The organism is Mycobacterium kyogaense, from assembly GCF_003254575.1.
In the GTDB taxonomy this organism is placed as follows: Bacteria; Actinomycetota; Actinomycetes; order Mycobacteriales; family Mycobacteriaceae; genus Mycobacterium; species Mycobacterium kyogaense.
This window is the reverse complement of sequence record NZ_QJUA01000051.1, coordinates 1-24,053: the sequence shown is the minus strand read 5'-3', so window position 1 is coordinate 24,053 and position 24,053 is coordinate 1. Positions and strand designations below refer to the sequence as shown.

Genomic DNA, 24,053 nt, shown 5'->3' with positions numbered 1-24,053 from the left:
AGGGTCGACGTGATCTCGCTGCGCTCGCACGCCATCTCGCTGGCCGCCGTGTTCCTGGCGCTGGCCCTCGGTATCGCCCTGGGCTCGGGGCTACTGTCCAACACCGTGCTGTCGGGGATGCGCGACGACAAGGCGCAGATGCAGACCGAGATCGACACGCTCACCAACGATCGCAACGGGCTCAACGAAAAGCTCAGCGCTGCAGGCGATTTCGACGCACAGATGGCTCCGCGCATTCTGCGTGACAGCCTGGCGAACAAGTCGGTGGTGCTGTTCCGCACCCCAGACGCCGCCGATGACGACGTCGACGCCGTCGCCCGCCTCGTCGGGGAGGCGGGTGGGCGCGTCAGCGGCACCATCGCGCTGACCCAGGAATTCGTCGACGCCAACTCCGCCGAGAAGCTGCTCTCGGTGGTGAACTCGCCGATCGTGCCGGCGGGCACGCAGCTGAGCACCACGACCGTCGACCAGGGCTCCCAAGCCGGCGATCTGCTCGGCATCACGCTGCTGACCAACCGCGACCCCAAGGCGCCGCCCGTCAACGACGATCAGCGCGACACCGTGCTGTCCGCGCTGCGCGACACCGGGTTCATCACCTATGGCACCGAGCGCGTCGGCGCGGCCGACGCCGCTGTCGTCGTCACCGGTGGCGGTCTCGGCGACGACGCCGGCAACCAGGGTGCGACGGTGGCCCGGTTCGCCGCCGGCCTGGCTCCCCACGGCGCGGGCGTCGTGCTCGCCGGCCGCGACGGTGCATCAGGCACCTCCGCGGTCGCCGTCACCCGGTCGGACAACGCCTTGAACAGCGCGATGAGCACCGTCGACGACGTCGACCGGGAGTCGGGCCGGATCACCACCGTGCTCGCGCTGAGCGCGCTGGTCGCGGGCGGCACACCCGGTCAGTACGGCACCGGGCAGGGCGCCAGCGCAGTCACGGTTCCTCAGTAGCCCTGAAGTAGTGACTACCCACCGATCCGCGTGTCAGTGACGCGGCGTCGCAGTCGCTGTTAGGGTGGAGTTCCGTGCCAGGCCAAACGAAGCCACTGCGTAAACATCCGCAGACCGCCACCAAACATCTCTTCGTGACCGGTGGGGTGGTGTCTTCTCTCGGTAAGGGTCTGACGGCGTCCAGCCTCGGTCAGCTCCTCACCGCGCGCGGCCTGCAGGTGACGATGCAGAAGCTGGATCCCTACCTCAACGTCGACCCGGGCACGATGAACCCGTTCCAGCACGGTGAGGTGTTCGTCACCGAGGACGGCGCCGAAACCGACCTCGACGTCGGGCACTACGAGCGCTTCCTGGATCGCAACCTCACCGGATACGCGAATGTGACCACCGGACAGGTGTATTCGTCAGTGATCGCCAAGGAGCGCCGCGGCGAGTACCTCGGTGACACCGTGCAGGTGATTCCGCACATCACCGACGAGATCAAGAACCGGGTGCTGGCCATGGCCGAGCCCGACGCCGACGGCAACCGCCCCGATGTGGTGATCACCGAAGTCGGCGGCACGGTCGGCGACATCGAGTCGCTGCCGTTCCTGGAGGCCGCCCGGCAGGTGCGCCACGAGGTCGGGCGGGAGAACTGCTTCTTCCTGCACTGCTCGCTGATCCCCTACATGGCGCCCTCCGGTGAGCTCAAGACCAAGCCGACCCAGCACTCGGTGGCGGCACTGCGCAGCATCGGCATCCAGCCCGACGCGCTGATCCTGCGCTGCGACCGGGACGTGCCCGAAGGGCTGAAGAACAAGATCGCGCTGATGTGTGACGTCGACATCGACGGCTGCATCTCGACCCCCGACGCGCCCTCGATCTACGACATCCCCAAGGTGCTGCATCGCGAAGAGCTCGACGCCTACGTCGTGCGCCGGCTGAATCTGCCGTTCCGCGACGTGGACTGGACGCAGTGGAACGACCTGCTGCGCCGTGTGCACGAGCCACGCGAGACCGTGCGGATCGCGCTCGTGGGCAAGTACATCGACCTCTCCGACGCCTACCTGTCGGTGGCCGAGGCGCTGCGCGCCGGCGGTTTCGCCCACCACGCCCGGGTCGAGATGCGCTGGGTGCCCTCCGACGACTGCGATACCGACACGGGCGCGGCCGCAGCCCTGGCCGACGTCGACGGCGTGCTGATCCCCGGTGGCTTCGGCATCCGCGGCATCGAGGGCAAGATCGGCGCGATCCGCTACGCCCGCCGCCGGGGCCTGCCCGTCCTCGGCCTGTGCCTGGGACTGCAGTGCATCGTGATCGAAGCGGCGCGGTCGGTGGGGCTGGCCGAGGCGAGCTCGGCCGAGTTCGATCCCGACACCCCTGACCCGGTGATCTCGACGATGGCCGACCAGCAGGAGATCGTCGCGGGCGAAGCAGACCTCGGCGGCACCATGCGCCTGGGCGCCTACCCGGCCGTCCTGACCCCGGATTCGATTGTGGCGCAGGCGTATCAGTCGACCCAGGTGTCCGAGCGGCACCGGCACCGCTACGAGGTCAACAACGCCTACCGCGAGCAGATCTCCAAGAGCGGCCTGCGGTTCTCGGGCACGTCACCGGACGGGCACCTGGTGGAGTTCGTCGAGTACGACCCCGAGGTGCACCCGTTCCTGGTGGGCACCCAGGCGCATCCCGAGCTCAAGAGCCGGCCGACGCGACCGCATCCGTTGTTCGTGGCGTTCGTCGGTGCGTCGCTGGACTACAAGAACGCCGAACGGCTGCCCGTCGACATTCCCGAGGCTCCTGAGGTTCCCGAACGGGAGACCAACGGCGCCAAGCACTCCCTGGAAGACGCTCCCGCGCGTGGGTGACGGCCCCGGCAACCACGACTTCTCGGTGGCGGCGTCGGAGACGCTCTACGTGGGCAACATCTTCGCCCTGCGCGCTGACGAGGTTCGGATGCCGGGCGGATCGACGGCGCGTCGCGAGATCGTCGAGCACTACGGCGCGGTGGCCGTGGTCGCCCTCGACGACGACGGCCGCGTCGTGCTGGTCTACCAGTACCGGCACCCGTTCGGCCGCCGATTGTGGGAGTTGCCCGCCGGCCTGCTCGACATGGGCGGGGAACCGCCACATGTGTCCGCGGCGCGGGAACTAGAAGAGGAGGCCGGGCTGGCTGCCGAGACCTGGCACACGCTGGTCGACCTCGACACCGCCGCCGGGTTCAGCGACGAGAGCGTGCGAGTGTTCCTCGCGACCGGGCTGCGCGAGATCGGCCGCCCGGAGGCCGAGCACGAAGAAGCCGACCTCGTCGTCGAGCGTGTCGCGCTCGAAGACGCCGTCGCCAGGGTGTACTCGGGGGAGATCGTCAACTCGATCTCCGTCGCCGGCATCCTGGCCGCGCACGCGATGCCCGGCATCGATGCGCTCCGCGCCGTCGACGCGCCGTGGACCGACAGGCCCACGGCGTTCGCACGGCGGAAGGGACTTGCGTGACCCAGACGTTCTCGTCTGTCGGCTCCACCCTCGAGGCACAGATCCAGGGGTACCTCGATCACCTGGCGATCGAACGCGGCGCCGCGGCGAACACACTGAGTTCGTACCGCCGGGATCTGCGCCGCTACGTCGAGCACCTGTCCTCGCGTGGGGTCGCCGATCTGGCGGCCGCCACCGAGCCCGACGTGAGCGAGTTCCTCGTCGCGCTGCGCCAGGGCGATCCGGACAACGGTGTGCCCGCGCTGTCGGCGGTCTCGGCGGCGCGCGCCTTGATCGCGGTGCGTGGCCTGCACCGCTTCGCCGCCGCGGAGGGCATCGCCACGCTCGACGTCGCCCGTGAGGTGAAACCGCCCACCCCGAGCCGGCGGCTACCCAAGAGCCTGACGCTGGACGAGGTGCTGGCGCTGCTCGAGGCTGCGGGAGGGGACAGCGAGGCGGACGGGCCGTTGACGCTGCGGAACCGGGCGCTGCTGGAGCTGCTCTACTCGACCGGCGCGCGAATCTCGGAGGCCGTCGGCCTGGACATCGACGACATCGACCTGCACGCCCGCTCGGTGCTGCTGCACGGCAAGGGCGGTAAACAGCGGCTCATCCCGATCGGCCGTCCCGCGGTTGCCGCGCTGGACGCCTACCTCGTGCGGGCCCGGCCGGACCTGGCCCGCCGTGGCAGGGGTGTTCCCGCGATCTTCCTCAACGCGCGCGGCGGGCGCCTGTCCCGGCAGAGCGCATGGCAGGTGCTCCAGGACGCCGCCGATCGCGCCGGCATCACCGCGGCCGTCTCCCCGCACGTCCTTCGCCACTCGTTCGCCACCCACCTCCTCGACGGCGGCGCCGACGTGCGCGTCGTGCAGGAACTGCTGGGCCACGCCTCGGTGACGACGACGCAGATCTACACGATGGTCACCGTCAACGCACTACGCGAGGTGTGGGCGGGCGCGCATCCGCGGGCCCGTTAGCCCCACACCTCGCGTATCGGCGTCAGTCGGAGTCGGACGACCCTGCGTTCGACGAGCGCGAGCTCGACGAACCCGAATCCGAGCCCGAACTCCCCGCGTTCCCGCGCGTATCGCTGCCCCGGCCACCGGAGCCGCCGCGCCCGTCGGGTGAGCCACCGTTGCCGCCGTCACCGCCGGTGCCGGTTCCCTCGGCGCTCGATCCGGAGCCGCCGTCTCCACCGCGGCCACCGCGGGTGGTGCCGTCGGCGCCGTCACCGCCGTCTCCGCCGTCGCTGTCGCCCGAGATGCTCCCCGCGGAGCCGCCGCTGCCGCCGTTCGATCCGGTCGAGCCGTCGGTGCTGGTGGTGCCATCGCCGCCGTCACCGCCGGCGCTGTCGTCGGTCACGGTGATGCTGCTGCCGCCGTTGCCGCCGCGTCCGGGTCGGGTGCCCGAGCCGCCGTCGCCGCCGTCGCCGCCCTGACCTGTCAGGACCGCGACCGCTCCGCCGCCGGTGCCGCCCGCACCGCCGGACGTCGTCGCGTCCCCGCCGTTTCCGCCGTTTCCACCGGTTGCGTCGACGATGCCGATGGCCGAACCGCCGGAGCCACCCGAACCCGCAGCGGTGTCGCCGTTTCCTCCGTTGCCACCGTCGCCGCCGGCGGAGATGCCGAGCGCGATGCCGTTGCCGCCGGTCCCACCGTTGCCGCCGACCGAGCCGCCCTCACCGCCGTCACCGCCGTTGCCGGCGACGCCGATGATCGTGGTCAGGAACGGCAGGCTCTCCATGAAGTTGCCGGTGCCGCCGCCGGTGCCGCCGGTGCCACCGAACACGCCGCCGTCGCCACCCGTACCGCCCGTGCCGCCGGTCCCGATCGTGAACGAGCCGATGTCGATGCCCAGCTCGCTGATCAGATCGCCGACGGGAACGCCGCCGATCTCGAGGCCGCCGAGGAGCTCGCCGACGTCGAGGCCATCACCGGCGAGGCCGAGCAGGCCACCGATTCCGAAGACGCCCTTGCCACCGGTCCCGCCGTTGCCGCCGACGATCCCGCCGGAGCCGCCGTTGCCACCGTCAGCCTCATCCGCTGAGATCATGCCGGCGAGCTGGCTGATGTCGAAGTCGATGCCGCCGCCGCCCAGCACTGCCGAGAGGAGCTGGGTCAACGCATCGTCGTCGAGCAGGTCGAACGGATTCGAGTGATAGCGGGTGCCGCCGGTACCCCCCGTACCGCCGGCGACGCTGCCGTCTCCGCCATCGCCACCCTGGCCCGCCGTCGCGTGGCCGACCGGCAGCGGCACCTGCTCGTCGAACGACAGCCCGAGCAGCGGGACACCGCCGGAGAGATTGGCGTCGGCCAATGTGGTCCCTCCGGTCGCCGAACCGCCGTCGCCGCCGCGCCCGCCGAAGGCAACCTCCGTGTCCTCGGTGTCGGTGCCGCCGGTGCCGCCTGCGCCGCCGACCCCGGTCAGGTTTCCGTTGCCTGCGCCGCCGTCACCACCACGGCCCCCGAACAACCCGGTGCCGCCGGACCCACCCGCACCACCTGTGGCCGTACCGACGGCGATGCCATCGGCGGCGACGGTCCCGACCGTGATTCCGAGGATCCGCAGCAGTGCTCCTTCGACGTCGGCGGTGCCGTCCGCGGTCGCCGCGCCGCCGTCACCGCCGCGGCCTCCCGCCACGGCGCCGTTACCGCCGGCCGCCCCGGCGCCGCCGATCGCGGTCTGTGTCGCGTCGGCCGCCCCGCCGGCTCCGCCTGCGCCGCCGTACGACTTGCCGTCACCGCCGACGCCGCCCGCTCCGCCGATGCCGGTGCCGTTGCCGCCGACGCCGGATGCCGACACGGCCGCAGGAAGGATGTCGATACCGCCGGTCAGGTTGTCGGCCACGAAATCGCGGATGACGCTCGGGAATTCGATGGTCGTCGTGGTGGCGCCGACACCGTCGGACGTACCCAGGCCGCCGGTCCCGCCGCTGCCACCGGAGCTCCCGTTGCCTTCCGCCGATCCTCCGGCGCCGCCGTCGCCACCGATACCGAGCAGGTCGCCGTATCCGGCGCCGCCGGTTCCGCCCGCACCGCCGTCGCCCGCGGCCGAACGCCGGCGCCACCGGCGCCGCCCGTGCCACCTGTTCCTGCGACGCCCGTGGTGGTCGAGTTCGAGACGCCGGCCCCGCCGACCCCGCCCGCGCCGCCGGAACCGACGAGCGCGGCGTCCCCGCCGGCGCCACCGTCACCGCCGGTGCCCGCTCCGGCGGTGAAACCGGTCGTGCTGGTGGTCGGCGACGTGGATGACAGGGTGAACGAGCCGCCGAAGCGGGGCTTGGTGAAGGTCTGCGTGAATCTGTCGATGCGGGTCTCGCTGCCGGTGTTCACACCTGCACCGCCGGCACCGCCCGTGCCGCCTGCGCCGAGGAGTGACGCGATGCCGCCGGCCCCGCCATCGCCACCGGTCGCGGCGTTGACACCGGACACCGTGAGGGCATTGCCGCCCTGTCCACCGGTCCCACCGTCACCCAGTAGTGCTCCGCCGGCACCGCCGGTGCCGCCCGCACCGCCGGTCGCGGTGCCGGCGACCACGGTGAACAGCGTTTGGTAGGTGTCGTCGCGGCGCGTCGGCAGGATCGGGCTGTTCAAGACACTGCTGACCAGCACCTGCGGTCCGGCGACCAGGTCCCCGCCCAGCGATTCGGCAGTGCCGCCCACTCCGCCCGCTCCGCCGGAGCCGAGCAGACCGGCGGCACCGCCGCCACCGCCGGCGCCGCCGCTGCCCCACAGCAGGCCGCCGTTGCCGCCGACGCAGCCCGCCGTGCAGGACGGATCGAGTGCGGTGGCGTCGAGCCCGTTGCCGATCAGCACGCCGCCGGGCCCGAACAGGCGAATGGCCGGCCCGGCCTCGTCGAGGGTCAGCGCGCGGGGGCCGACACCGCCGGCACTGTGGACGGCGGGACCGAAGGCGCTCGGGCAGTCGGCGCCGTCGCTGGGCGTGCACGTCACCGAGGTGGGGGTGGTGTCAGCTTCTGCCGTGGCCGTGCCCATCGTCACGAGCGCACCGGCGGCGAGCGCGGCGTTGACCGCTGCGCCTCCGGCCAGTCGCTTTGCCAGCGCACGTCGTTCGGCCCGATTCTTGCGATGCCGTCCGCCGTGCGCCGATGTCCTGGTCGTTCCCGCGCCCGTTGCCATGCCAGCCCCCTCGTCGAAGTTCGGGACCACGTTCTCGGCCCGCGGGCAGCACAGTAGCAAAGCGACTGGCAATTTCCTGTGAATCCGTCGAAGATTCGAAACTGCTCGTTGTTCGCACTGGAAAACAGATTTCGCTGATCTTGTTTCGCAATTAGGATTAATCTGCAGATCACCGCTAACAACAGGCAGAATGTGCAGCTTTCGCCGCACGGCGACACGCCGAGAGGTGTTCTGTGCACGACTCGCCGGGGCCGGCGCGGACTGTCCCGTCGTGTGGCGACTTGCGGCGGCCCGCGAGGATCGCCTTGCTGAAAGCGAAGCACTGTGACGAGTTCACGGGTTCGGCGTGCGCACCGGGTGTGGCGGACTTTCCGTCGTCGTCGCGGTGTTGCCTGCGGGTCTGCCTCGTCAACCGTGCACTCCCCGTTAAGCTTGCCGCGATGTCCGCCATGCCAGAGGGTTGCCTGACCAGCGACGGTCCGGCATGACCGATGACAGTGGCCTGCCCACCTCGGACCCGGGGAGCACCCCTGAGCCCGAGCCCACCCCTGGCTTGACCGGCAGGCTGCCCCGCCAGATTCCCGAACCGCCGCCGCGGACCTCCCACGGCCCGGCCACGGTCATCGCGATGTGCAACCAGAAGGGCGGGGTGGGCAAGACCACCTCGACCATCAACCTCGGTGCGGCCCTCGCCGAGTACGGCCGACGCGTACTTCTCGTCGATCTCGACCCGCAGGGCGCGTTGTCCGCCGGGCTCGGCGTTCCGCACTACGAGCTGGAGAGCACCGTCTACAACCTGCTGGTCGAACCGCGGGTGTCGATCGACCAGGTCTTGATCACGACCCGGGTTCCCGGCCTCGACCTGGTGCCCAGCAACATCGACCTGTCTGCCGCTGAGATCCAGCTGGTCAACGAGGTCGGCCGGGAACAGTCGCTGGCGCGGGCGCTCTACCCGGTGCTCGACCGCTACGACTACGTGTTGATCGACTGCCAACCGTCGCTGGGGCTGCTCACCGTCAACGGACTGGCCTGCAGCGACGGCGTGATCATCCCGACCGAGTGCGAGTACTTCTCGCTGCGCGGGCTGGCCCTGCTCACCGACACCGTCGAGAAGGTGCACGACCGGCTCAACCCCAAGCTCGAGATCAGCGGGATCCTGATCACCCGCTACGACCCGCGCACCGTCAACTCCCGCGAGGTCATGGCCCGGGTGGTCGAGCGCTTCGGCGACCTGGTGTTCGACACCGTGATCACCCGCACCGTGCGCTTCCCCGAGACCAGCGTGGCCGGCGAACCGATCACCACGTGGGCGCCGAAATCCAATGGGGCCGAGGCGTATCGGGCGTTGGCGCGCGAGGTCATCCACCGGTTCGGCGCGTGAGCGAGCCCACCGGGTTCCAGGTACGGCTGAGCAATTTCGAGGGTCCGTTCGACCTGCTGCTCCAGCTGATCTTCGCGCACCGGCTCGACGTCACCGAGGTGGCCCTGCACCAGGTCACCGACGAGTTCATCGCCTACACCAAGGAGATCGGCAGCAAGCTCGGTCTCGACGAGACGACTTCGTTTCTGGTGGTCGCCGCGACGCTGCTCGATTTGAAGGCGGCGCGGCTGCTGCCGGCCGGTGACGTGCACGACGAGGACGATCTCGCGCTGCTGGAGGTCCGCGATCTGCTGTTCGCCCGCCTGCTGCAGTACCGGGCGTTCAAGCACGTCGCGGGAATGTTCGCCGAACTGGAGTCCGCGGCACTGCGCAGCTATCCGCGTGCCGTCGCCTTGGAGGACCGCTTCGCCGACCTGCTGCCTGAGGTGATGCTCGGGGTGGATGCGGCCCGCTTCGCCGAGATTGCGGCCGCCGCGTTCACCCCCCGCCCCGTGCCGACGGTGGGGCTGGACCACCTGCACCAGGTCCCGGTGTCGGTGCCCGAACAGGCCGCCAACCTGATGACGCTGCTGGAGGGCAGGGGGATCGGCGAGTGGGCCTCGTTCTCCGACCTGGTGGCCGACTGTCAGGTGCCGATGGAGATCGTCGCGCGCTTCTTGGCGCTGCTCGAGTTGTTCCGCGCCAGGGCGGTAGCATTCGACCAGTCAGAACCGCTGGGCGTGCTCCAGATTTCCTGGACCGGGGAGCGGCCTGACAGCGAGCAGTTGGCGACCGCGGACGCCGAATAGCGCGGGAACGATAAACGATGACTGAAGAAATGTCGCCGGACACCGAGCCGGATACCGAGCCTGACGCTGACCACGTCGAGGCCGAGCTCGGCGACCCCGAACGCGACGTCGTCGAGCTCTCCGACACCGAGCTCGACGCGGTCCTGGAGTCGCTTCTGCTGGTCGTCGACACCCCGGTCCCCGTCGATGCGTTGGCGACGGCCACCGAGGCTCCGGCGGCGCGCGTCGCCGAGCGGTTGCAGGTGCTCGCCGACGGGTTCGCGGCCCGGGGGAGCGGGATCGATCTGCGGGAGGCCGGCGGTGGGTGGCGGATGTACACCCGCGCGCGATATGCGCCGTACGTGGAGAAGCTGTTGCTCGACGGCGCCCGGACGCGACTGACCCGGGCCGCGCTGGAGACCCTGGCCGTGATCGCCTACCGTCAGCCGGTGACCCGGGCCCGGGTGAGCGCGGTACGCGGCGTCAACGTCGACGCGGTGATCCGGACCCTGATCGCCCGCGGGCTGATCACCGAGGCCGGCACCGATCCCGATTCCGGTGCGGTCACCTTCGCCACCACCGAGCTGTTCCTCGAACGCCTCGGGTTGTCGTCGCTGACCGACCTGCCCGACATCGCACCGCTGCTGCCCAATGTCGACGTGATCGACGACATCAGCGAAAACCTGGACGAGGAGCCACGTTTCATGAAACTCAGCGGGGCGTCTGCGTCCCCATCGGGGTCCGAATCCGGCGCCGCGATCGACGTCGACGCGGAACGGGAGTGACGATGAGTGACGACGAGGGCGTACGCCTGCAGAAAGTGTTGTCCCAGGCCGGGATCGCGTCCCGGCGGGTGGCCGAGAAGATGATCCGCGACGGCCGGGTCGAGGTCGACGGCCTCATCGTCACCGAACTCGGAACGCGCGTGGATCCGCATAACTCGGTGATCCGGGTCGACGGTGCGCGGATCGCCGTCGATGACGAGCGGGTGTACCTGGCGATCAACAAGCCCCGCGGCATGCATTCCACGATGTCCGACGATCGCGGACGCCCCTGTGTCGGAGACCTCGTCGAGCACCGGGTCCGCGGAAACAAGAGCCTCTTCCATGTCGGCCGGCTCGACGCCGACACCGAGGGTCTGCTGTTGCTCACCAACGACGGTGAGCTCGCCCACCGCCTGATGCACCCGTCCTTCGAGGTGCCCAAGACGTATCTGGCCACCGTGATGGGCAGTGTCCCAAAGGGATTGAGTAACAAGCTGCGCGCCGGTGTCGAGTTGGACGACGGGCCGGTCCGGGTGGACGACTTCGCCGTCGTGGACACGGTGCCGGGCCGATCGCTGGTGACAGTGACGCTGCACGAAGGCCGCAAGCACATCGTGCGACGGCTGCTGGCCGAGGTCGGGTTCCCCGTCCAGGAGCTGGTGCGCACCGACATCGGCGCGGTCACCCTCGGCGATCAGCGACCGGGCAGCATCCGGGTGTTGACGCAGAAGGAGATCGGCGAGCTGTACAAGGCGGTGGGATTGTGACCCGGCCGGTGGTGATCGCGATCGACGGCCCGGCGGGCACCGGAAAGTCCACTGTGGCGAGAGGTTTGGCGACTGCGCTACAAGCTCGCTATCTGGACACCGGGGCGATGTACCGCATCGTCACGTTGAGCGCGCTGCGTCAGGGAGTCGACCTCGACGATCCGGCGGCGATCGCGGCAGCGGTGCGGGACACCGACATGGCGGTCGGGCACGACCCTGCCGAGGACCGTTCTTTCCTGGCAGGTGAGGACGTCTCGGCCGAGATCCGCGGCGACGCGGTGACCAAGGCGGTGTCGGCTGTCTCGGCGGTTCCCGAGGTGCGCGCCCGGCTGGTCGCGCTGCAACGCAACCTCGCCGACGGCGCTGGGCCGGTCGTCGTGGAGGGCCGCGACATCGGCACCGTCGTGCTGCCCGACGCCGACGTGAAGATCTTCTTGACCGCGTCGGCCGAAGAGCGGGCGCGACGACGCAACGATCAGAACATCGCATCCGGGCTGCGCGACGACTTCGACGCTGTGCTCGCCGACGTCCGCCGCCGCGACCACCTCGACTCCACCCGTGCGGTGTCGCCGTTGCGCGCCGCCGACGACGCGCTGGTGGTCGACACCAGCGACATGACCCAAGACCAGGTGATCGGCCATCTGACCGCACTGGTCGAACAGAAAGCCGGTGCGATCAGATGAGTGACGGAGACGGCGTCTGGTTCGACGAAGGCGACTGGGAGGTCGGCAGCGAGGACATCAGCGAAGCGATCGAGGAGGCCTCGGCGCCGCCGCCGGTGCTGGCCGTCGTCGGCCGGCCCAACGTCGGGAAATCGACCCTGGTGAACCGCATCCTCGGCCGGCGCGAGGCCGTCGTGCAGGACATCCCCGGCGTCACCCGTGACCGCGTCTCCTATGACGCGTCCTGGTCGGGCCGGCGGTTCGTCGTGCAGGACACCGGCGGGTGGGAACCCGATGCGAAGGGCTTACAGCAGCTGGTCGCCGATCAGGCGGCGGTCGCGATGCGCACCGCCGACGCGATCGTCTTCGTGGTCGACGCGGTGGTCGGCGCCACGAGCGCCGATGAGGCCGCTGCGAAGATCCTGCAGCGCTCCGGCAAGCCGGTGTTCCTGGCCGCCAACAAGGTGGACAACGATCGCGGCGAGGCCGATGCGGCGGCGCTGTGGTCGCTGGGGCTCGGGGAGCCGCATCCGATCAGCGCCATGCACGGCCGCGGTGTCGCCGACCTGCTCGACGCGGTGCTCGAGGAGTTGCCCGCCCTGTCCGAGGTCGGCGGCAGCGGCGGGGGACCGCGCCGCGTGGCACTCGTCGGCAAGCCGAACGTCGGCAAGTCCTCTCTGCTCAACCGGCTCTCGGGGGACGAACGGTCCGTCGTGCACGACGTGGCCGGCACCACCGTCGACCCCGTCGACTCGCTCATCGAGATGGACGGGAAGCTCTGGCGGTTCGTAGACACCGCCGGGCTGCGACGCAAGGTCGGCCAGGCCAGCGGCCACGAGTTCTACGCCTCGGTGCGTACCCACGGCGCGATCGACGCCGCCGAGGTCGCGATCGTGCTGATCGATGCCTCTCAGCCGCTGACCGAGCAGGATCAGCGGGTGCTGGCGATGGTGGTCGAGGCGGGGCGCGCGCTGGTGCTGGCGTTCAACAAGTGGGACCTGGTCGACGAGGACCGTCGGTATCTGCTCGACCGCGAGATCGACCTGCAGCTGGCTCAGATCCAGTGGGCGCCCCGGGTCAACATCTCGGCCAAGACAGGCCGGGCGGTGCAGAAGCTGGTGCCCGCGCTGGAGACGGCGCTGGCCTCCTGGGACAAGCGGATCACGACGGGGCAGCTGAACTCGTTCCTCAAAGAGATCGTCGCCGCGACGCCGCCGCCGGTGCGGGGCGGCAAGCAGCCGCGCATCCTGTTCGCCACCCAGGCCGCCACGCGTCCGCCGACGTTCGTGCTGTTCACATCCGGGTTCCTGGAGGCCGGGTACCGCCGGTTCCTGGAGCGCCGGCTGCGGGAGACGTTCGGCTTCGACGGCAGCCCGGTCCGCATCAACGTCCGGGTGCGTGAAAAGAGAGGCCCCAAGCGCCGATAGGGTGACGCAAGTGCCCGTCGTCGACATGATCCTGATCGCCCTGGCGGGCGTCGGAGCGGGGGCGATCAATGCGCTCGTCGGCTCCGGCACCCTCATCACATTCCCCACACTCGTGGCGCTGGGCTATCCGCCGGTGACCTCCACGATGTCCAACGCGGTCGGCCTCGTCGCCGGCGGCGTCTCGGGCACCTGGGGCTACCGCCGGGAGCTGCGCGGACAGTGGCGCCGACTGCGTTGGCAGATCCCCGCGTCGCTGCTCGGCGCGGGCGGTGGTGCCTGGCTGCTGCTGCACCTGCCGGAAAAAGTGTTCCTCACCGTCGTGCCGGTCCTTCTGGTGCTGGCTCTGGTGCTCGTGGTGATCGGGCCGCGAATCCAGGCCTGGGCGCGTCGGCGCGCCGAAGCCAAGGGTGAGTCCGCCGACCATGTCTCCGCGGCCCGGATGACCGCACTGGTCGCGATGACGTTCGCGGTCGGCGTCTACGGCGGCTACTTCACCGCGGCGCAGGGCATTCTGCTGGTTGCGGTGATGGGTGCGCTGCTGCCCGAGGACATGCAGCGGATGAACGCCGCCAAGAACCTGCTGTCGCTGCTCGTCAACATCGTCGCGGCCATCGCCTACACGGTGGTGGCGTTCGATCGGATCAGCTGGGCGGCCGCCGGGCTGATCGCGATCGGGTCGCTCATCGGCGGGTTCCTGGGCTCGCACTACGGCCGGCGACTTTCCCCGAACGCACTCCGCGCGGTGATCGTCGTGGTGGGATTGATCGGGCTGTACCGGTTGTTGACTGTGTAGGCTGACCGGGTCTGATCAGGGGATGGGGTTGTCGATGATCGAGCACGTGCCGGCGGCGGTTGCGCCGTCCGAGGCGTGGGCTCTCGAGCCCTTCTGGCCGTCGCGCCGCCTGATGGCTTTCGACGAGTGGTGTTGTCGGCGTCCCTGACGCCGCGCCCCCTTGTCCGACCGGTCACCCCGTGTGACCGCATTCGAAAGCAGCCATGCGTTCTCTTCTGATCTTCACCCTCGTCGGTGTCGGCGCCCAACTCGTCGACGGCGCGTTGGGGATGGCCTTCGGTGTCACGGCCACCACATTGCTGGTGCTCTCCAGCGTCGGCGCTGCGCAGGCCAGCGCGGCGGTGCACCTCGCCGAGGTGGGCACGACGCTCGCGTCCGGGCTCTCGCACTGGCGATTCAAGAACATCGACTGGCCGCTGGTCGCCAAACTCGGTGTACCGGGCGCGATCGGGGCGTTCCTCGGCGCGACCGTGCTGTCGTCGCTGTCAACGGAGCATGCGGCGCCCCTGATGGCCGCCATCCTGATGGCGATCGGTGTGTACGTGCTGCTGCGCTTCTCGCTGCGCACCCCGCTGGCGATCGGCGGACAGGGCACCAGGCACGGGGCGAAGTTCCTTGCCCCGCTTGGTCTTTTCGGCGGGTTCATCGATGCGTCCGGCGGCGGCGGGTGGGGCCCCGTCACGACGAGCACGCTGCTGTCACGAGGAAAGACCGCGCCGCGCACCGTCATCGGCTCGGTCAGCGCATCGGAGTTCCTGGTGTCGGTGTCGGCATCGATCGGGTTCCTGATCGGGCTGCGTGACGAGTTCTTCCAGAACTGGCCGGTGGTGGTCGGGTTGATGGTGGGCGGGGTGATCGCCGCGCCGATCGCGGCGTGGCTGGTGAGCCGCATCAGCCCGGCGCTGCTGGGCACCGGTGTGGGCGGGGTCATCGTGCTGACGAACAGCCAGAAGTTAGTGCATTTCTTCGACATTCACTGGCCGTGGTCGACGGCCATCTACACGCTGATCGTGGTGGCGTGGGTGTCGCTGGTGGTCTACGCCTGGCGCGCGTCGCGCGCACCGAAGTCTCTTCCCGCGCCGGTGTCGGCGGCCGACTCAGAAGTGCTCCCGCGCTGACTCCTGCTCGAGGACGGCGTCGAGGTCACCGAGGCGCTCCATCGACGACACCGCACGCCGGGTGCGCATGTTCTTGGCGAGCAGATCTTTGTGGCGGTGGGTGAAGGCCCAGTAGCCGGCGGTGAAGGGGCACGCGTCGTCGCCGAGCCGCTTCTTCGGGTCGAACGCACAGTCCCCGCAGTGGTCGCTCATCTTGTTGATGTAGGCGCCCCCCGAGGTGTAGGGCTTGGTGGCCAGAAGGCCACCGTCGGCATGCTGACTCATGCCGACGACGTTGGTGGGCATCACCCAGCGGAACCCGTCGACGTAGGCGGTGGCGAACCACTCCGTCAGCTGGTCCGGTCGGTAGCCACGCTGTAGGGCGTGGCTGCCCAGGATCATCAGCCGCTGGATGTGGTGGGACCAGCCACGGTCGCGGACCCCTGCCAGGGCGTCGTGCAGGCAGGCCGCGGTGACGGAGTCGGCGTCGAGGTCGGCCCACCACTGCGGGAGCTTGGTGTGCGCTTTCAGCTCGTTCTTCTTCGTGTAGTCGGGGCCGAAGTGCCAGTAAAGATGCCACATGTATTCGCGCCAGCCGATGATCTGGCGGATGAATCCCTCGGTGGCGGCCAGCGGAGCGTTCCCGTCGCGGTAGGCCTGCTCGGCGGCTTCGACGGCGTCGAGGGGGTGCAGCACGCCGAGGTTCAGCGGGACCGACAGCAGCGAGTGCGACATGGCCCAGTCGCCGCCCATCATCGCGTCTTCGTAGCGGCCGAACAGTTCCAGCCGATGGTCGATGAAGCGCTTGAGCGCCCGCTTGGCTTCGGTGGGGGTGACGGCGAACAGGCGGGGGCCGTCGGCGCCGACGGTGTCGAGGTCCATCGCGTCGAGGTCGTGGCGGACCTGCTCGTCGATGTCGTCCTCGCGAGGCTTGTAGGGGGCGGGCACGTCGAGGCTCTTCTGCTTCTTCGGCGGGGATTCCCGGTTGTCTTCGTCGTAGTTCCACCGTTTGCCGACGGGGTCGGCGCCCTCCATCAGCACGTCGAAGCGGCGGCGCTGGTCGCGGTAGAAATCTTCCATCCGGAACCGGGTGCGGTTGCCGGCCCACTCTTCGAAGTCCTTGCGCGGCAACGCAAATGTCGGCGTCGGCAGCACTTCTTCGACGAGGCCCTCTTTCTGCAGCCGGTTGACGAACCGCTCGGCGGCATGCGAGGTGGGCTGGTGAACGAGCACGGGGCGGCCGAACTGCTCGAGTGCGTCGGTGTAGGTGTCGGCCTTGAGCAGGGTCGCACGGTCGCCGAGGTCGCGTTCGGCGTGGCGCAGCGCCGAGAGGACCAGGTGCAGTTTCTGGCGGTGATAGCGACGCTTCGACAGTGCCGAGGTGGCCTCGACGAGCAGGACCTCGCGGTGGGCGTGCTCGCCACCGTAGACGGCCGGGCCGAGCTGGTCGGCGAACAGCCACAGGGGAGTGTCACTCATCGATCAGTGATACCCGCCCGGGACGCGGCGACGCGGTTGGGAGGTGGGGGTAACCCTGCTGTAAGCTTTCGACCGCTGACCGGCGATCCCGGGAGGCACGCGGGCTGTGGCGCAGCTTGGTAGCGCACTTGACTGGGGGTCAAGTGGTCGCAGGTTCAAATCCTGTCAGCCCGACGCAGGTCAAAGGCACTTTCCGGAGATATCGGGGAGTGCCTTTTCCGTTCCGTACCCCAACGCGTACCCCAACTGCGGGGACGTTCACGACTGTCCGCCGACGTTCGCGAGGCCAAGTCGATCGGCTAGTGCGTCGACTGCGGCCCGTGCGGCGTTATCGCTTGTGTGGCCGTACACGTCACCAGTGATCGCGATCGAGGAGTGGCCGAGTAGGTCGGCCACTGCCTTGATGTGAACGCCGGACTCGAGCCACGCCACCGCTGCCGAGTGGCGCAGTGTGTGCACGCCAATCTCGGAGACGCCGGCAGCCTTGGCGGCAACCTCAATCACACGTAGCAGGTTGCGGGGGTCGACCGGCCCGCCGAGCTCAGTGGTGAACACCAGGCCCGAGTCCTGCCACTGGTTGGCAGCCCGCAGCCGCTCGGTGTTCTGCGCGACGCGGTGCTTTCGTAGCAGCGCCACGACGGCGGGCGATAGGGGCACGGTGCGCCGGGATCGATCCGTCTTCGGCTCGGAGATCGCCAGCCGCCCGTTGACGCGGCTGATCGTTTGAGCGACCCGTAGGACGCCGGTCTTGAGGTCGACGCGGTCCCACGAGAGAGCCAGCGCCTCGCCCTTCCTCAGCCCGGTCGATGCGATCAGGATCAGCGCGGCGTGGTAGCGCGACGGCTCGGCAGCGTGCAGCACCGCGGTGACCGCATCCGAGTCGAGATGCCGAGCTTCCCGCCGCTCGACACCAGGCCTGCGCACCTGGGCCGCCGGGTTGCGCGCCAGGAGTCCGTCTCGCACGGCACCATCAAGGCCTGCCCGAAGCACGGTGTAGGTCTGTCGAATAGTCGAATCCGACAGCGCGCGAGGCGGTTCAACGCCGTCGGCAGTCGCCGGCTTGGTCTTGCTCCGCATGCTCAGCACCAGCGCCTCGATGTCGGATGGCTTGAGCTTGTCCAGGGTGATATTGCCGAACGGGGCGGGCTCGAGGTGGCGTCTCGAGAGGCTCTCGTACAGCGCGCGCGTCGTCTCCTTGCGGTCACTCGCTGCAAGAGTCGTCGCCCGCCAATGGGCTAGCCAGTCTGCCACGGTGGAGCTGGCGTCCTTCACCGGCGCGCCCGCGTCGAGCCGTTCGCGCCCTTTCTTCATCTCCGCGCGTGCGGCTCGTGCAGTGGCCCCGTAGAACGACACGCGCTTTACGCGGCCGGTCTCATGGTCGGTGTAGGCCAACCGCGCCTCCCAGCGGCCATTTGACCGTTGGCGGACAGAGCCCTCGCCGTTCGCCCGCTTCGCCATAGTTCCCTCGCCCCTAACGCCATAGCGGTAAGCACCCCCCGCAGTTGTCTGTCGGGGGCCCTAGAACACATACGGAAGGTGCGCGCACCTGTGCGAACACAAGCTAACAACACGAGAGGGACGATGCCGATGAGCATTGCCGAGAACGATCGCCTGCTTTTCGCCGTACCTGAGGCCTGCGCTTCGCTGGGCGGAATTAGCCGCACAACGCTATGGGAACTCGTCAGCAGGGGTGAGCTCACCCGGGTCAACGTCGGACGACGAACTTTCGTAACCGCCAAATCCCTTGCGGCTTACGTTGATCGCCTGACTGAGGCTGCGTCGGCCTGACGCTGCTATGACCGACGACAATTCCGACGTGAGTACTGGCGTTCAACGCCGATCGCAAGACACGCCGGTGAGTCCCAATGCCCGACGGGTTTGGCGCGAGCGGGTCTACGCCTCGGACCTCACCGGCGATCAGAAGGTTGTCGTGCTCGCTCTGGCCGAACACGCCAACTTTTCGGACGGCGCACGCGCCTATCCAGGCGTCGACCGATTGGCGCGAATGTGCGGGTTGAAAGAGCGTGCCGTCCGGTACGCACTGCGACGCGCAGAGGAGCTACACCTGATCGAAAAGACAGGCGCAGCAAACGGACGACGCGGTGTTACCAACGTCTATCGGATTCAAACCACCGGCACCGCCGTGCCGCCAGTTGGCAGAAACCACCGGCACGCTCATGCCGGTGGTCCGGGCGAAACCACCGGCACGTATGTGTCCGAACCACCGGCACGTACACGTCAAACCACCGGCACGGCCATGCCCCCTACCAATAAAAGACCAATTCAGTTACCAGGAGAGGGGATTACCACCAGGGGTACGTCACCAGCGGATGCCCTTGCAGGAGACGACCCACCCACAACGCTGAGCGGCCCAGCCGTGCAGTCAGCGCTACCGCACCAGGCAAACCTCCAAGACGGCTCCGCCAGCGATCTTGAACCGCCGAGGTTCTGCCCCCAGCACCCGGCGGGCACGCACGCGAGCTGCCCACCATGCGGCGATCACCGACGGCGGCACAAAGCATGGGCCGACCGTCAGCGCCGCCGGATACGAGGCGGCAGCCAAGCACGCGCCGCCGCGATCGCAGCGTGCCTACGTTGCGACGAAGTCGGGCAGATCGACCTCGGCGAGACCGTCGTCAACTGCACGCACACCCCCGACATGGATCGCTACATCGCGTGAAGCACCGAGGAGACCCGACACCCATGTCCCAGCGACCCCCCGACCAACTACCGCTGTTCTGGCTCTGCCACGTCTGCGGAACTCCGCACCTCGACGGCCGACAGCACCGCGCCTGCCATCGCGCGCTCGATCGCTGGTTCCGCGACGACAACCTCGACGAATGGTCGGGCCACCTGAATCGCGCCGCACTATGACCACGCCGACGCCGACGCCGACGCCGACCGACCGCTGGCTCCGCGCGAACGAATGGGCCCGGATCACCACTCTCCTCGGACTGGACACCACTTCAGCGCCGAGGGATGTCATCGCGGCGCTGGAGGCGAAAGGCGCTGTACCGACCGACAAAGATGCCCGTGCCGCCGCAATTCGCGAGTGTGTTCGCTGCGATCAGTGGGGCTGGCAACTCGACGTCGACGGCGCACCGGTCGACCCCGCCCGTCGTTGCCCGCACCGTGCCGCGCCCGCAGCACGCGCCTTCGACGAACCGCTACACGAACGCACCGACACGGAGGAGGGCTGATGAGGCTCAACGGCATGGCCAGACTGGATTTCGACGCGGTGGCCCGTGTGGAGCGGTTGCACGCGCTCACGTTGCAGCTGCGGATCGGGCCGCTCCAATTCACGCTCACCGAGCAGGAAGCCATCGCCCTGGCGAACCGGCTCGCTGACGCTGTCGCGGACAGCCAACGACAGACCGGCCGATGAGCGACGGGGGAGACCGCCGGCGACCGGCGTTGCTCGAGCTGCACGCTCACCGCCTGGTCGCGCACGGTCTCGAACAGTGTCGCCACGGGCAGGTCGGCATGTCCGCGGCCCTGGCCGAGGTCGACGAGGCCGATGTCAGTGATGTGTTCGCCATCGCACTCGGCGTGCTGTTCCGCGCGATCGATGGCGACTCCGCGGCGGAGCTCGTCACGCGGGTCCGAGCTGAGATTCCGGCGCTGATCGCTGAAACCGAAGGGATGCAACAGGAATGAGTGACGTGATGTGCGCTGACTGTGGCCAGCGGCCCGCCACGATGGGCAGGTTCTGTCGGCAGTGCGTGGAGGCAACTGCGGCAGCGTTGTGCGTCGAGGCGGGAATGCCGCCAGGGGGCCGTGACCCCGCCGAGGTGCGCCGCGAGATCCGGCTACGTCGCGCGGCCGCGGCCCTGCTGTTGGGCCGGTTCCTCGGGGACGCCGAGCGCCAGGCCGCCGCGATGCAGGTCGTCATGCGCGAGTGCCACGCGACCGGCTCGCGCCCCGGCGATCTGCTGGTGGCCCCGCTGCTGAGCTTCGTGACCTACGTGACCGGGAGCGCCCGTGAGCGTTTCGTTGACGCGATGCGCGAGGCCGGCACACTCGCGGCGGCCGAAGCCGAGCTCGCCGACGGGGCGGAGCTGATCCGCGATTGCCGCGCGACCGAAGCCGCGGCGGTGATGCTGGCCGGCCGCTTGACCGCTGATCCCGCGGTCGAGGCGCATGGCCGTGCCCTGGCTGAGGGGGTCGCTGAACGGCACCTCGGCGCATCGCTGGGCGTCCTGCTGCTGGGTCCCGTGCTCGGTCTGCTCAACGACCGATTGCGGGGGAGCGGGCGCGCCGAACTGATCGCCCGTCTCGACGCTGAACTGATGCTCACGACGCCGGGGACCGCACCGGACACGCTCGCCGACCTCGACGATTTCGGCGGCGCGTGATGGCGGTGTCTGCGCAGCGCGGAGTGTTCCTGACTCTTGATGACGCCGAGTTCCTGGCCGACCTGCTTGACCACGTGTGCAGGACGGCGCGGCCGTCGCCCCGGGTGTCGCATCTGGCACGCCGAATCAGGAAATCTTTCGATTCACTGATGCCCGCGCAAGCAAATCACTTGCGTGACGTGACTTCTGGCTACGACCCCAGCAATCCTCGCGCCTATGACGTGCTCGACGTCTCCGAAGCCGCACACCTGTTGGGGTGCACACCGGCCAACGTCCGTGACCTCATTCGCCGCGGCAAGCTTCCCGCTCACCGTGCCGGGAACCGGTGGGCACTGCCCGCCCGCGCCGTGGTCGAGCGGGCCGAACGCCGCGCAGCTGGCAACCCCCGGCGGTAGCGCCCCACGGCCGTGGTTCAAGTGGGCCACAGCCCAAGCCGGCACCAGCACCCCGAGCGCGACGCTGCACATCTACGACGTCATCGGGGCCGACCCGTGGTTCGGCGGTATCGACGTCAACGAACTCGTCCGAGAGATCGAAGCTCTCGACGCCGCCGCGGAGCTCGCCGTGCGCATCAACTCCCCGGGCGGGGCGGCGTGGGACGGGCTGACGCTGGCCAACGCGATCATGCGCCACCCCGGCAAGACGGCGACCCACGTCGACGGCCTGGCCGCGAGCGCCGCCTCGCTGGTAGCGCTGGCCGGTGACCGGGTCGTCATCTCCAAGTACGGGCAGATGATGTTGCACAACGCGAGGCTGAGCGTCATGGGAGCGACCGTCGAGGAGCTCGCCGAAGCGAGCAAGGTCGGAGCCAAGCTCAACGCCTCGATGGCCGAGTTCTACGCCGACCGCGCCGGCGGCGACGTCGCTCAGTGGGCGCGCGCGATGCAGCTCGAAACCTGGTACAGCGCCGAGGAAGCCAAGACGGCCGGCCTGGCCACCGAGATCGACGCGACCGGCCAACGCAGCGAGATCGAGGCCGCCGCAGCGTCGTCGATCGCCAAGGCTGCGGCCATGTACCCCGGCCGGCACACCCCCGGCAGCGCGCCCCACGAGCGCGCCGTGGCGATCGCGCGCGCTCGCCGCACTCGACGCACCCGAACGCCAAGCACATCCAACGAGAGGCAGCACCAGTGAGCACCATCATCGGCACCAACCCCAGCGTGTACGAACCGGGCCAAGACATCACCGGGCAGGCCACCGGAGCCGTCACCGCGCGGCGATTCGTCAAGATCAGCGGCAACCGCACCAACGGCGGCAACGTCGCAGTGACGGCCGCCGCCGCCGGCGACCGCGCGCTCGGCGTCGCCGGCCATGACGCCGCCGTCGGCGACCTCGTGCGCGTCGTGCGCGGAGCCTCTCGCGTCGTCAAGGTCACCGCCTCGGGAGCCATCGCCGCCGGCGCTGAGGTCCAGGTCGGAGCGAACGGCACCGCCGCCACGAAAGCCGCCGGCGTCGCCGTCGGCTACGCCATCACCGGCGCAGTCGACACTGCCGACGCCGAAATCAGCCTGTACGCCTGACCCGAGAGGACCCCTGAACCGATGACTACTCCAAACCCGTTGATCCCCACCCTGGCCGGCAACCGACTCACCCTCGACCAGGCGCTCAAGCGGCCAACCATGATCCGGGACCGGATCGCCAAGCTCGCCGACGAAACACTGTTGCTGCCCAAGCTGTTCCGGCCCAACGGTGCCAAGATCGAGGGTGGCGGCCTGCTCTACTCGGTCGTCCAGGCCTCCGATTTCTTCACCGCCCGCGATGTCGAGAAGCGGGTACCGGGCACCGAGTACCTCGTGACGCCCGGTGTCGACCCCGAGGCGCGGCTCGCGCTAGTCGAGGACTACGGCGGCAAGTTCGCCGTCACCGATGAGCAGATGATGCGCAACGAGGTGAACTACCTCGACCAGCAGACCACGCAGCTGGCCAACACGATCGCCCGCAAGCTCGACAACCGCGCCATGAGCGCGCTCGCTTCGGCCGGCGTCGGCATCATCTCGCCGTCGACGAACTGGAGCAATCTGGTGTTCGTCGGCCCCGAGGCCGACCTGACACCGACCAGCGAACGCCCCACGAGCCACTTCGCCGACGCCCAGCTCGCCGCCGACCTCGAGGAGCTCGGCGTCGTGCACGACCTTCTGCTCGTGCACCCGACCCAAGCCGCCGAGCTGCGCCGGGCCTACGCCGAAGGCCTCGACGCGATGCTCAAGTCGGCCGGGCTCGAGATGTTCGTCAGCGCCCGCGTCCCCGAGGACGACGCCTACGTGTTGCAGAAGGCCAACGTGGGCGTCGTCGGATTCGAGGTAGCCCTGACCGTCGAGGTCTACGACGACCGCGAACACCGCCAGCGCTGGGTGCAGGCCTACGCCGTACCCGCGTTCGCCCCCGACCGCCCATATGCCGCCAAGCGCATCGTGCTGCCCGTCTGACACCCCGAGGAGACAACACCATGGCCCTGACGTTCAACGATCAGCAAGAGGCCGAGCTGCTCAGCACACTCGGCCTGCCCGAGGCCGACCCCGGCCAGACCGACGCCGAGCTCGTCCTAGACACCGTCAAGGACCTCGCCACCCAGAGCGACGGCACCGACCCCGCCAAGCCCAGCGCGATCGTGGCCGCCGCCAAAGCCGCCGGCCTTGGTGAGCTCGTCGACCCCGCGACACTGGCCGCGCTGCGCAACGACGCCGCCGAGGGCCGCCGACTCACCGCCGCGGCTCAGATCGCCAAGGTCGAGAACGACGTCGACACGGCTATCGGCCTCGGCAAGATCGCGCCCGCGCGCCGCGAGCACTGGGTCAACCTGATCCAGGCCGACCCAGGCATGGCCCAGGTCCTCGCCGATGTACCGCCCGAGACCGCGGTGCCCATGACCGAGCTCGGCCACTCCACCGAGCCTGAAGCCAGCGCCGCAGAGTGGTTCTACTGATCACCCCTGAGCGTCGCCGCCCGCACTGACCTGCACCGGCTGGCGACACGGGGTGCCGAGCCGTCACCTCCTGTGCGGCTCGGCACCCCCACCCCCACCC

28 protein-coding genes and 1 tRNA gene are annotated in these 24,053 nt (G+C 69.4%); 25 read left to right on the top strand and 4 right to left on the bottom strand.

All coding sequences use genetic code 11. The features are described from left to right. Window positions 1–9 precede the first annotated feature (9 nt). The 4 genes from DMB80_RS24590 to xerD all read left to right on the top strand — a co-directional run bounded on the left by DMB80_RS24590 (window position 10) and on the right by xerD (window position 4,376). Window positions 10–948 (top strand): copper transporter, encoded by a 939-nt coding sequence (locus DMB80_RS24590; RefSeq protein ID WP_111512254.1) that lies wholly within the window; start codon window positions 10–12, stop codon window positions 946–948. Window positions 949–1,043: 95 nt separating this feature from the next. After that, window positions 1,044–2,795 (top strand): CTP synthase, encoded by a 1,752-nt coding sequence (locus DMB80_RS24585; RefSeq protein ID WP_111512262.1) that lies wholly within the window; start codon window positions 1,044–1,046, stop codon window positions 2,793–2,795. Then, window positions 2,788–3,420 (top strand): NUDIX domain-containing protein, encoded by a 633-nt coding sequence (locus DMB80_RS24580; RefSeq protein ID WP_205538890.1) that lies wholly within the window; start codon window positions 2,788–2,790, stop codon window positions 3,418–3,420. The genes DMB80_RS24585 and DMB80_RS24580 overlap by 8 nt, the downstream gene beginning before the upstream one ends. Then, the gene (xerD, locus tag DMB80_RS24575) at window positions 3,417–4,376 is read left to right on the top strand and encodes a site-specific tyrosine recombinase XerD (protein ID WP_111512253.1); all 960 of its coding nucleotides are present in this window, start codon (window positions 3,417–3,419) and stop codon (window positions 4,374–4,376) included. The genes DMB80_RS24580 and xerD overlap by 4 nt, the downstream gene beginning before the upstream one ends. Window positions 4,377–4,398: 22 nt before the next feature. On the opposite strand, the gene DMB80_RS28865 is transcribed toward xerD, so the two are convergent. After that, complete coding sequence (locus tag DMB80_RS28865) at window positions 4,399–6,246, bottom strand: hypothetical protein (RefSeq protein ID WP_205538887.1); 1,848 nt, start codon at window positions 6,244–6,246, stop codon at window positions 4,399–4,401. After that, window positions 6,231–7,538: a hypothetical protein gene (locus tag DMB80_RS28860; RefSeq protein WP_205538884.1), complete on the bottom strand. Its 1,308-nt coding sequence runs from the start codon at window positions 7,536–7,538 to the stop codon at window positions 6,231–6,233. The genes DMB80_RS28865 and DMB80_RS28860 overlap by 16 nt, the downstream gene beginning before the upstream one ends. 484 nt (window positions 7,539–8,022) lie before the next feature. Here DMB80_RS28860 and DMB80_RS24565 point away from each other — a divergent pair, with 484 nt between their 5' ends. The 8 genes from DMB80_RS24565 (at window position 8,023) to DMB80_RS24530 (ending at window position 15,217) form a co-directional block, all read left to right on the top strand. After that, entirely contained in the window at window positions 8,023–8,919 is an 897-nt protein-coding gene (locus DMB80_RS24565; protein WP_276131570.1) for a ParA family protein, read from the top strand. Continuing rightward, window positions 8,916–9,707, top strand: a complete 792-nt coding sequence (locus DMB80_RS24560) for a segregation/condensation protein A (RefSeq protein ID WP_111512252.1) — start codon at window positions 8,916–8,918, stop codon at window positions 9,705–9,707. Before DMB80_RS24565 ends, DMB80_RS24560 begins: the two co-directional genes overlap by 4 nt. Before the next feature lie 17 nt (window positions 9,708–9,724). Next, a complete protein-coding gene (gene scpB / locus DMB80_RS24555) occupies window positions 9,725–10,471 on the top strand; it encodes an SMC-Scp complex subunit ScpB (protein WP_048424477.1) in 747 nt (248 codons plus the stop codon). Window positions 10,472–10,473: 2 nt separating this feature from the next. Then, complete coding sequence (locus DMB80_RS24550) at window positions 10,474–11,217, top strand: pseudouridine synthase (RefSeq protein WP_111512251.1); 744 nt, start codon at window positions 10,474–10,476, stop codon at window positions 11,215–11,217. Continuing rightward, window positions 11,214–11,900 (top strand): (d)CMP kinase, encoded by a 687-nt coding sequence (cmk, locus tag DMB80_RS24545; protein WP_111512250.1) that lies wholly within the window; start codon window positions 11,214–11,216, stop codon window positions 11,898–11,900. The genes DMB80_RS24550 and cmk overlap by 4 nt, the downstream gene beginning before the upstream one ends. Beyond that, window positions 11,897–13,306, top strand: coding sequence for a ribosome biogenesis GTPase Der (der, locus tag DMB80_RS24540; RefSeq protein ID WP_111512249.1), 1,410 nt, complete (start codon window positions 11,897–11,899; stop codon window positions 13,304–13,306). The genes cmk and der overlap by 4 nt, the downstream gene beginning before the upstream one ends. A 25-nt stretch (window positions 13,307–13,331) precedes the next feature. Then, on the top strand, window positions 13,332–14,099 hold the full coding sequence (locus tag DMB80_RS24535) for a sulfite exporter TauE/SafE family protein (protein WP_205538893.1): 768 nt from the start codon (window positions 13,332–13,334) through the stop codon (window positions 14,097–14,099). A 203-nt stretch (window positions 14,100–14,302) separates the two neighbouring features. Next, window positions 14,303–15,217 (top strand): sulfite exporter TauE/SafE family protein, encoded by a 915-nt coding sequence (locus tag DMB80_RS24530; RefSeq protein ID WP_111512248.1) that lies wholly within the window; start codon window positions 14,303–14,305, stop codon window positions 15,215–15,217. Here DMB80_RS24530 and DMB80_RS24525 read toward each other — a convergent pair. Continuing rightward, entirely contained in the window at window positions 15,197–16,675 is a 1,479-nt protein-coding gene (locus DMB80_RS24525) for a cryptochrome/photolyase family protein (protein ID WP_111512247.1), read from the bottom strand. The genes DMB80_RS24530 and DMB80_RS24525 overlap by 21 nt on opposite strands. A gap of 100 nt (window positions 16,676–16,775) precedes the next feature. Here DMB80_RS24525 and DMB80_RS24520 point away from each other — a divergent pair. Beyond that, window positions 16,776–16,849, top strand: a tRNA-Pro gene (locus tag DMB80_RS24520). A gap of 84 nt (window positions 16,850–16,933) precedes the next feature. Here DMB80_RS24520 and DMB80_RS24515 read toward each other — a convergent pair. Further along, window positions 16,934–18,067, bottom strand: a complete 1,134-nt coding sequence (locus DMB80_RS24515) for a site-specific integrase (RefSeq protein WP_240431372.1) — start codon at window positions 18,065–18,067, stop codon at window positions 16,934–16,936. 195 nt (window positions 18,068–18,262) lie between these two features. Here DMB80_RS24515 and DMB80_RS24510 point away from each other — a divergent pair, with 195 nt between their 5' ends. From DMB80_RS24510 to DMB80_RS24465, 12 genes are read left to right on the top strand one after another with little or no spacing between them, the layout of a single operon-like run. Further along, window positions 18,263–18,463, top strand: a complete 201-nt coding sequence (locus DMB80_RS24510; RefSeq protein ID WP_111512245.1) for a helix-turn-helix domain-containing protein — start codon at window positions 18,263–18,265, stop codon at window positions 18,461–18,463. A gap of 7 nt (window positions 18,464–18,470) precedes the next feature. Next, complete coding sequence (locus DMB80_RS28955) at window positions 18,471–19,355, top strand: helix-turn-helix domain-containing protein (RefSeq protein ID WP_420812221.1); 885 nt, start codon at window positions 18,471–18,473, stop codon at window positions 19,353–19,355. 23 nt (window positions 19,356–19,378) lie between these two features. Beyond that, window positions 19,379–19,549: a hypothetical protein gene (locus tag DMB80_RS28270; protein ID WP_162938695.1), complete on the top strand. Its 171-nt coding sequence runs from the start codon at window positions 19,379–19,381 to the stop codon at window positions 19,547–19,549. After that, a complete protein-coding gene (locus DMB80_RS24505; RefSeq protein ID WP_111512244.1) occupies window positions 19,546–19,875 on the top strand; it encodes a hypothetical protein in 330 nt (109 codons plus the stop codon). Before DMB80_RS28270 ends, DMB80_RS24505 begins: the two co-directional genes overlap by 4 nt. After that, on the top strand, window positions 19,875–20,060 hold the full coding sequence (locus DMB80_RS24500) for a hypothetical protein (protein WP_111512243.1): 186 nt from the start codon (window positions 19,875–19,877) through the stop codon (window positions 20,058–20,060). Before DMB80_RS24505 ends, DMB80_RS24500 begins: the two co-directional genes overlap by 1 nt. 29 nt (window positions 20,061–20,089) lie before the next feature. Beyond that, complete coding sequence (locus DMB80_RS24495; protein WP_162938694.1) at window positions 20,090–20,332, top strand: hypothetical protein; 243 nt, start codon at window positions 20,090–20,092, stop codon at window positions 20,330–20,332. Beyond that, window positions 20,329–21,030, top strand: a complete 702-nt coding sequence (locus DMB80_RS24490) for a hypothetical protein (RefSeq protein ID WP_162938693.1) — start codon at window positions 20,329–20,331, stop codon at window positions 21,028–21,030. The genes DMB80_RS24495 and DMB80_RS24490 overlap by 4 nt, the downstream gene beginning before the upstream one ends. Next, window positions 21,030–21,425 carry a helix-turn-helix domain-containing protein gene (locus DMB80_RS28950; RefSeq protein ID WP_111512240.1) on the top strand — a complete coding sequence of 132 codons (396 nt, stop codon included), beginning with the start codon at window positions 21,030–21,032 and terminating at the stop codon, window positions 21,423–21,425. The genes DMB80_RS24490 and DMB80_RS28950 overlap by 1 nt, the downstream gene beginning before the upstream one ends. Then, window positions 21,307–22,164: a head maturation protease, ClpP-related gene (locus DMB80_RS24480; protein WP_111512239.1), complete on the top strand. Its 858-nt coding sequence runs from the start codon at window positions 21,307–21,309 to the stop codon at window positions 22,162–22,164. The genes DMB80_RS28950 and DMB80_RS24480 overlap by 119 nt, the downstream gene beginning before the upstream one ends. Continuing rightward, window positions 22,161–22,550, top strand: a complete 390-nt coding sequence (locus DMB80_RS24475; protein ID WP_111512238.1) for a capsid cement protein — start codon at window positions 22,161–22,163, stop codon at window positions 22,548–22,550. Before DMB80_RS24480 ends, DMB80_RS24475 begins: the two co-directional genes overlap by 4 nt. Window positions 22,551–22,571: 21 nt before the next feature. Continuing rightward, the gene (locus tag DMB80_RS24470; protein ID WP_111512237.1) at window positions 22,572–23,456 is read left to right on the top strand and encodes a major capsid protein; all 885 of its coding nucleotides are present in this window, start codon (window positions 22,572–22,574) and stop codon (window positions 23,454–23,456) included. Window positions 23,457–23,476: 20 nt separating this feature from the next. Continuing rightward, window positions 23,477–23,953 carry a phage protease gene (locus tag DMB80_RS24465; RefSeq protein WP_111512236.1) on the top strand — a complete coding sequence of 159 codons (477 nt, stop codon included), beginning with the start codon at window positions 23,477–23,479 and terminating at the stop codon, window positions 23,951–23,953. Window positions 23,954–24,053 lie beyond the last annotated feature (100 nt).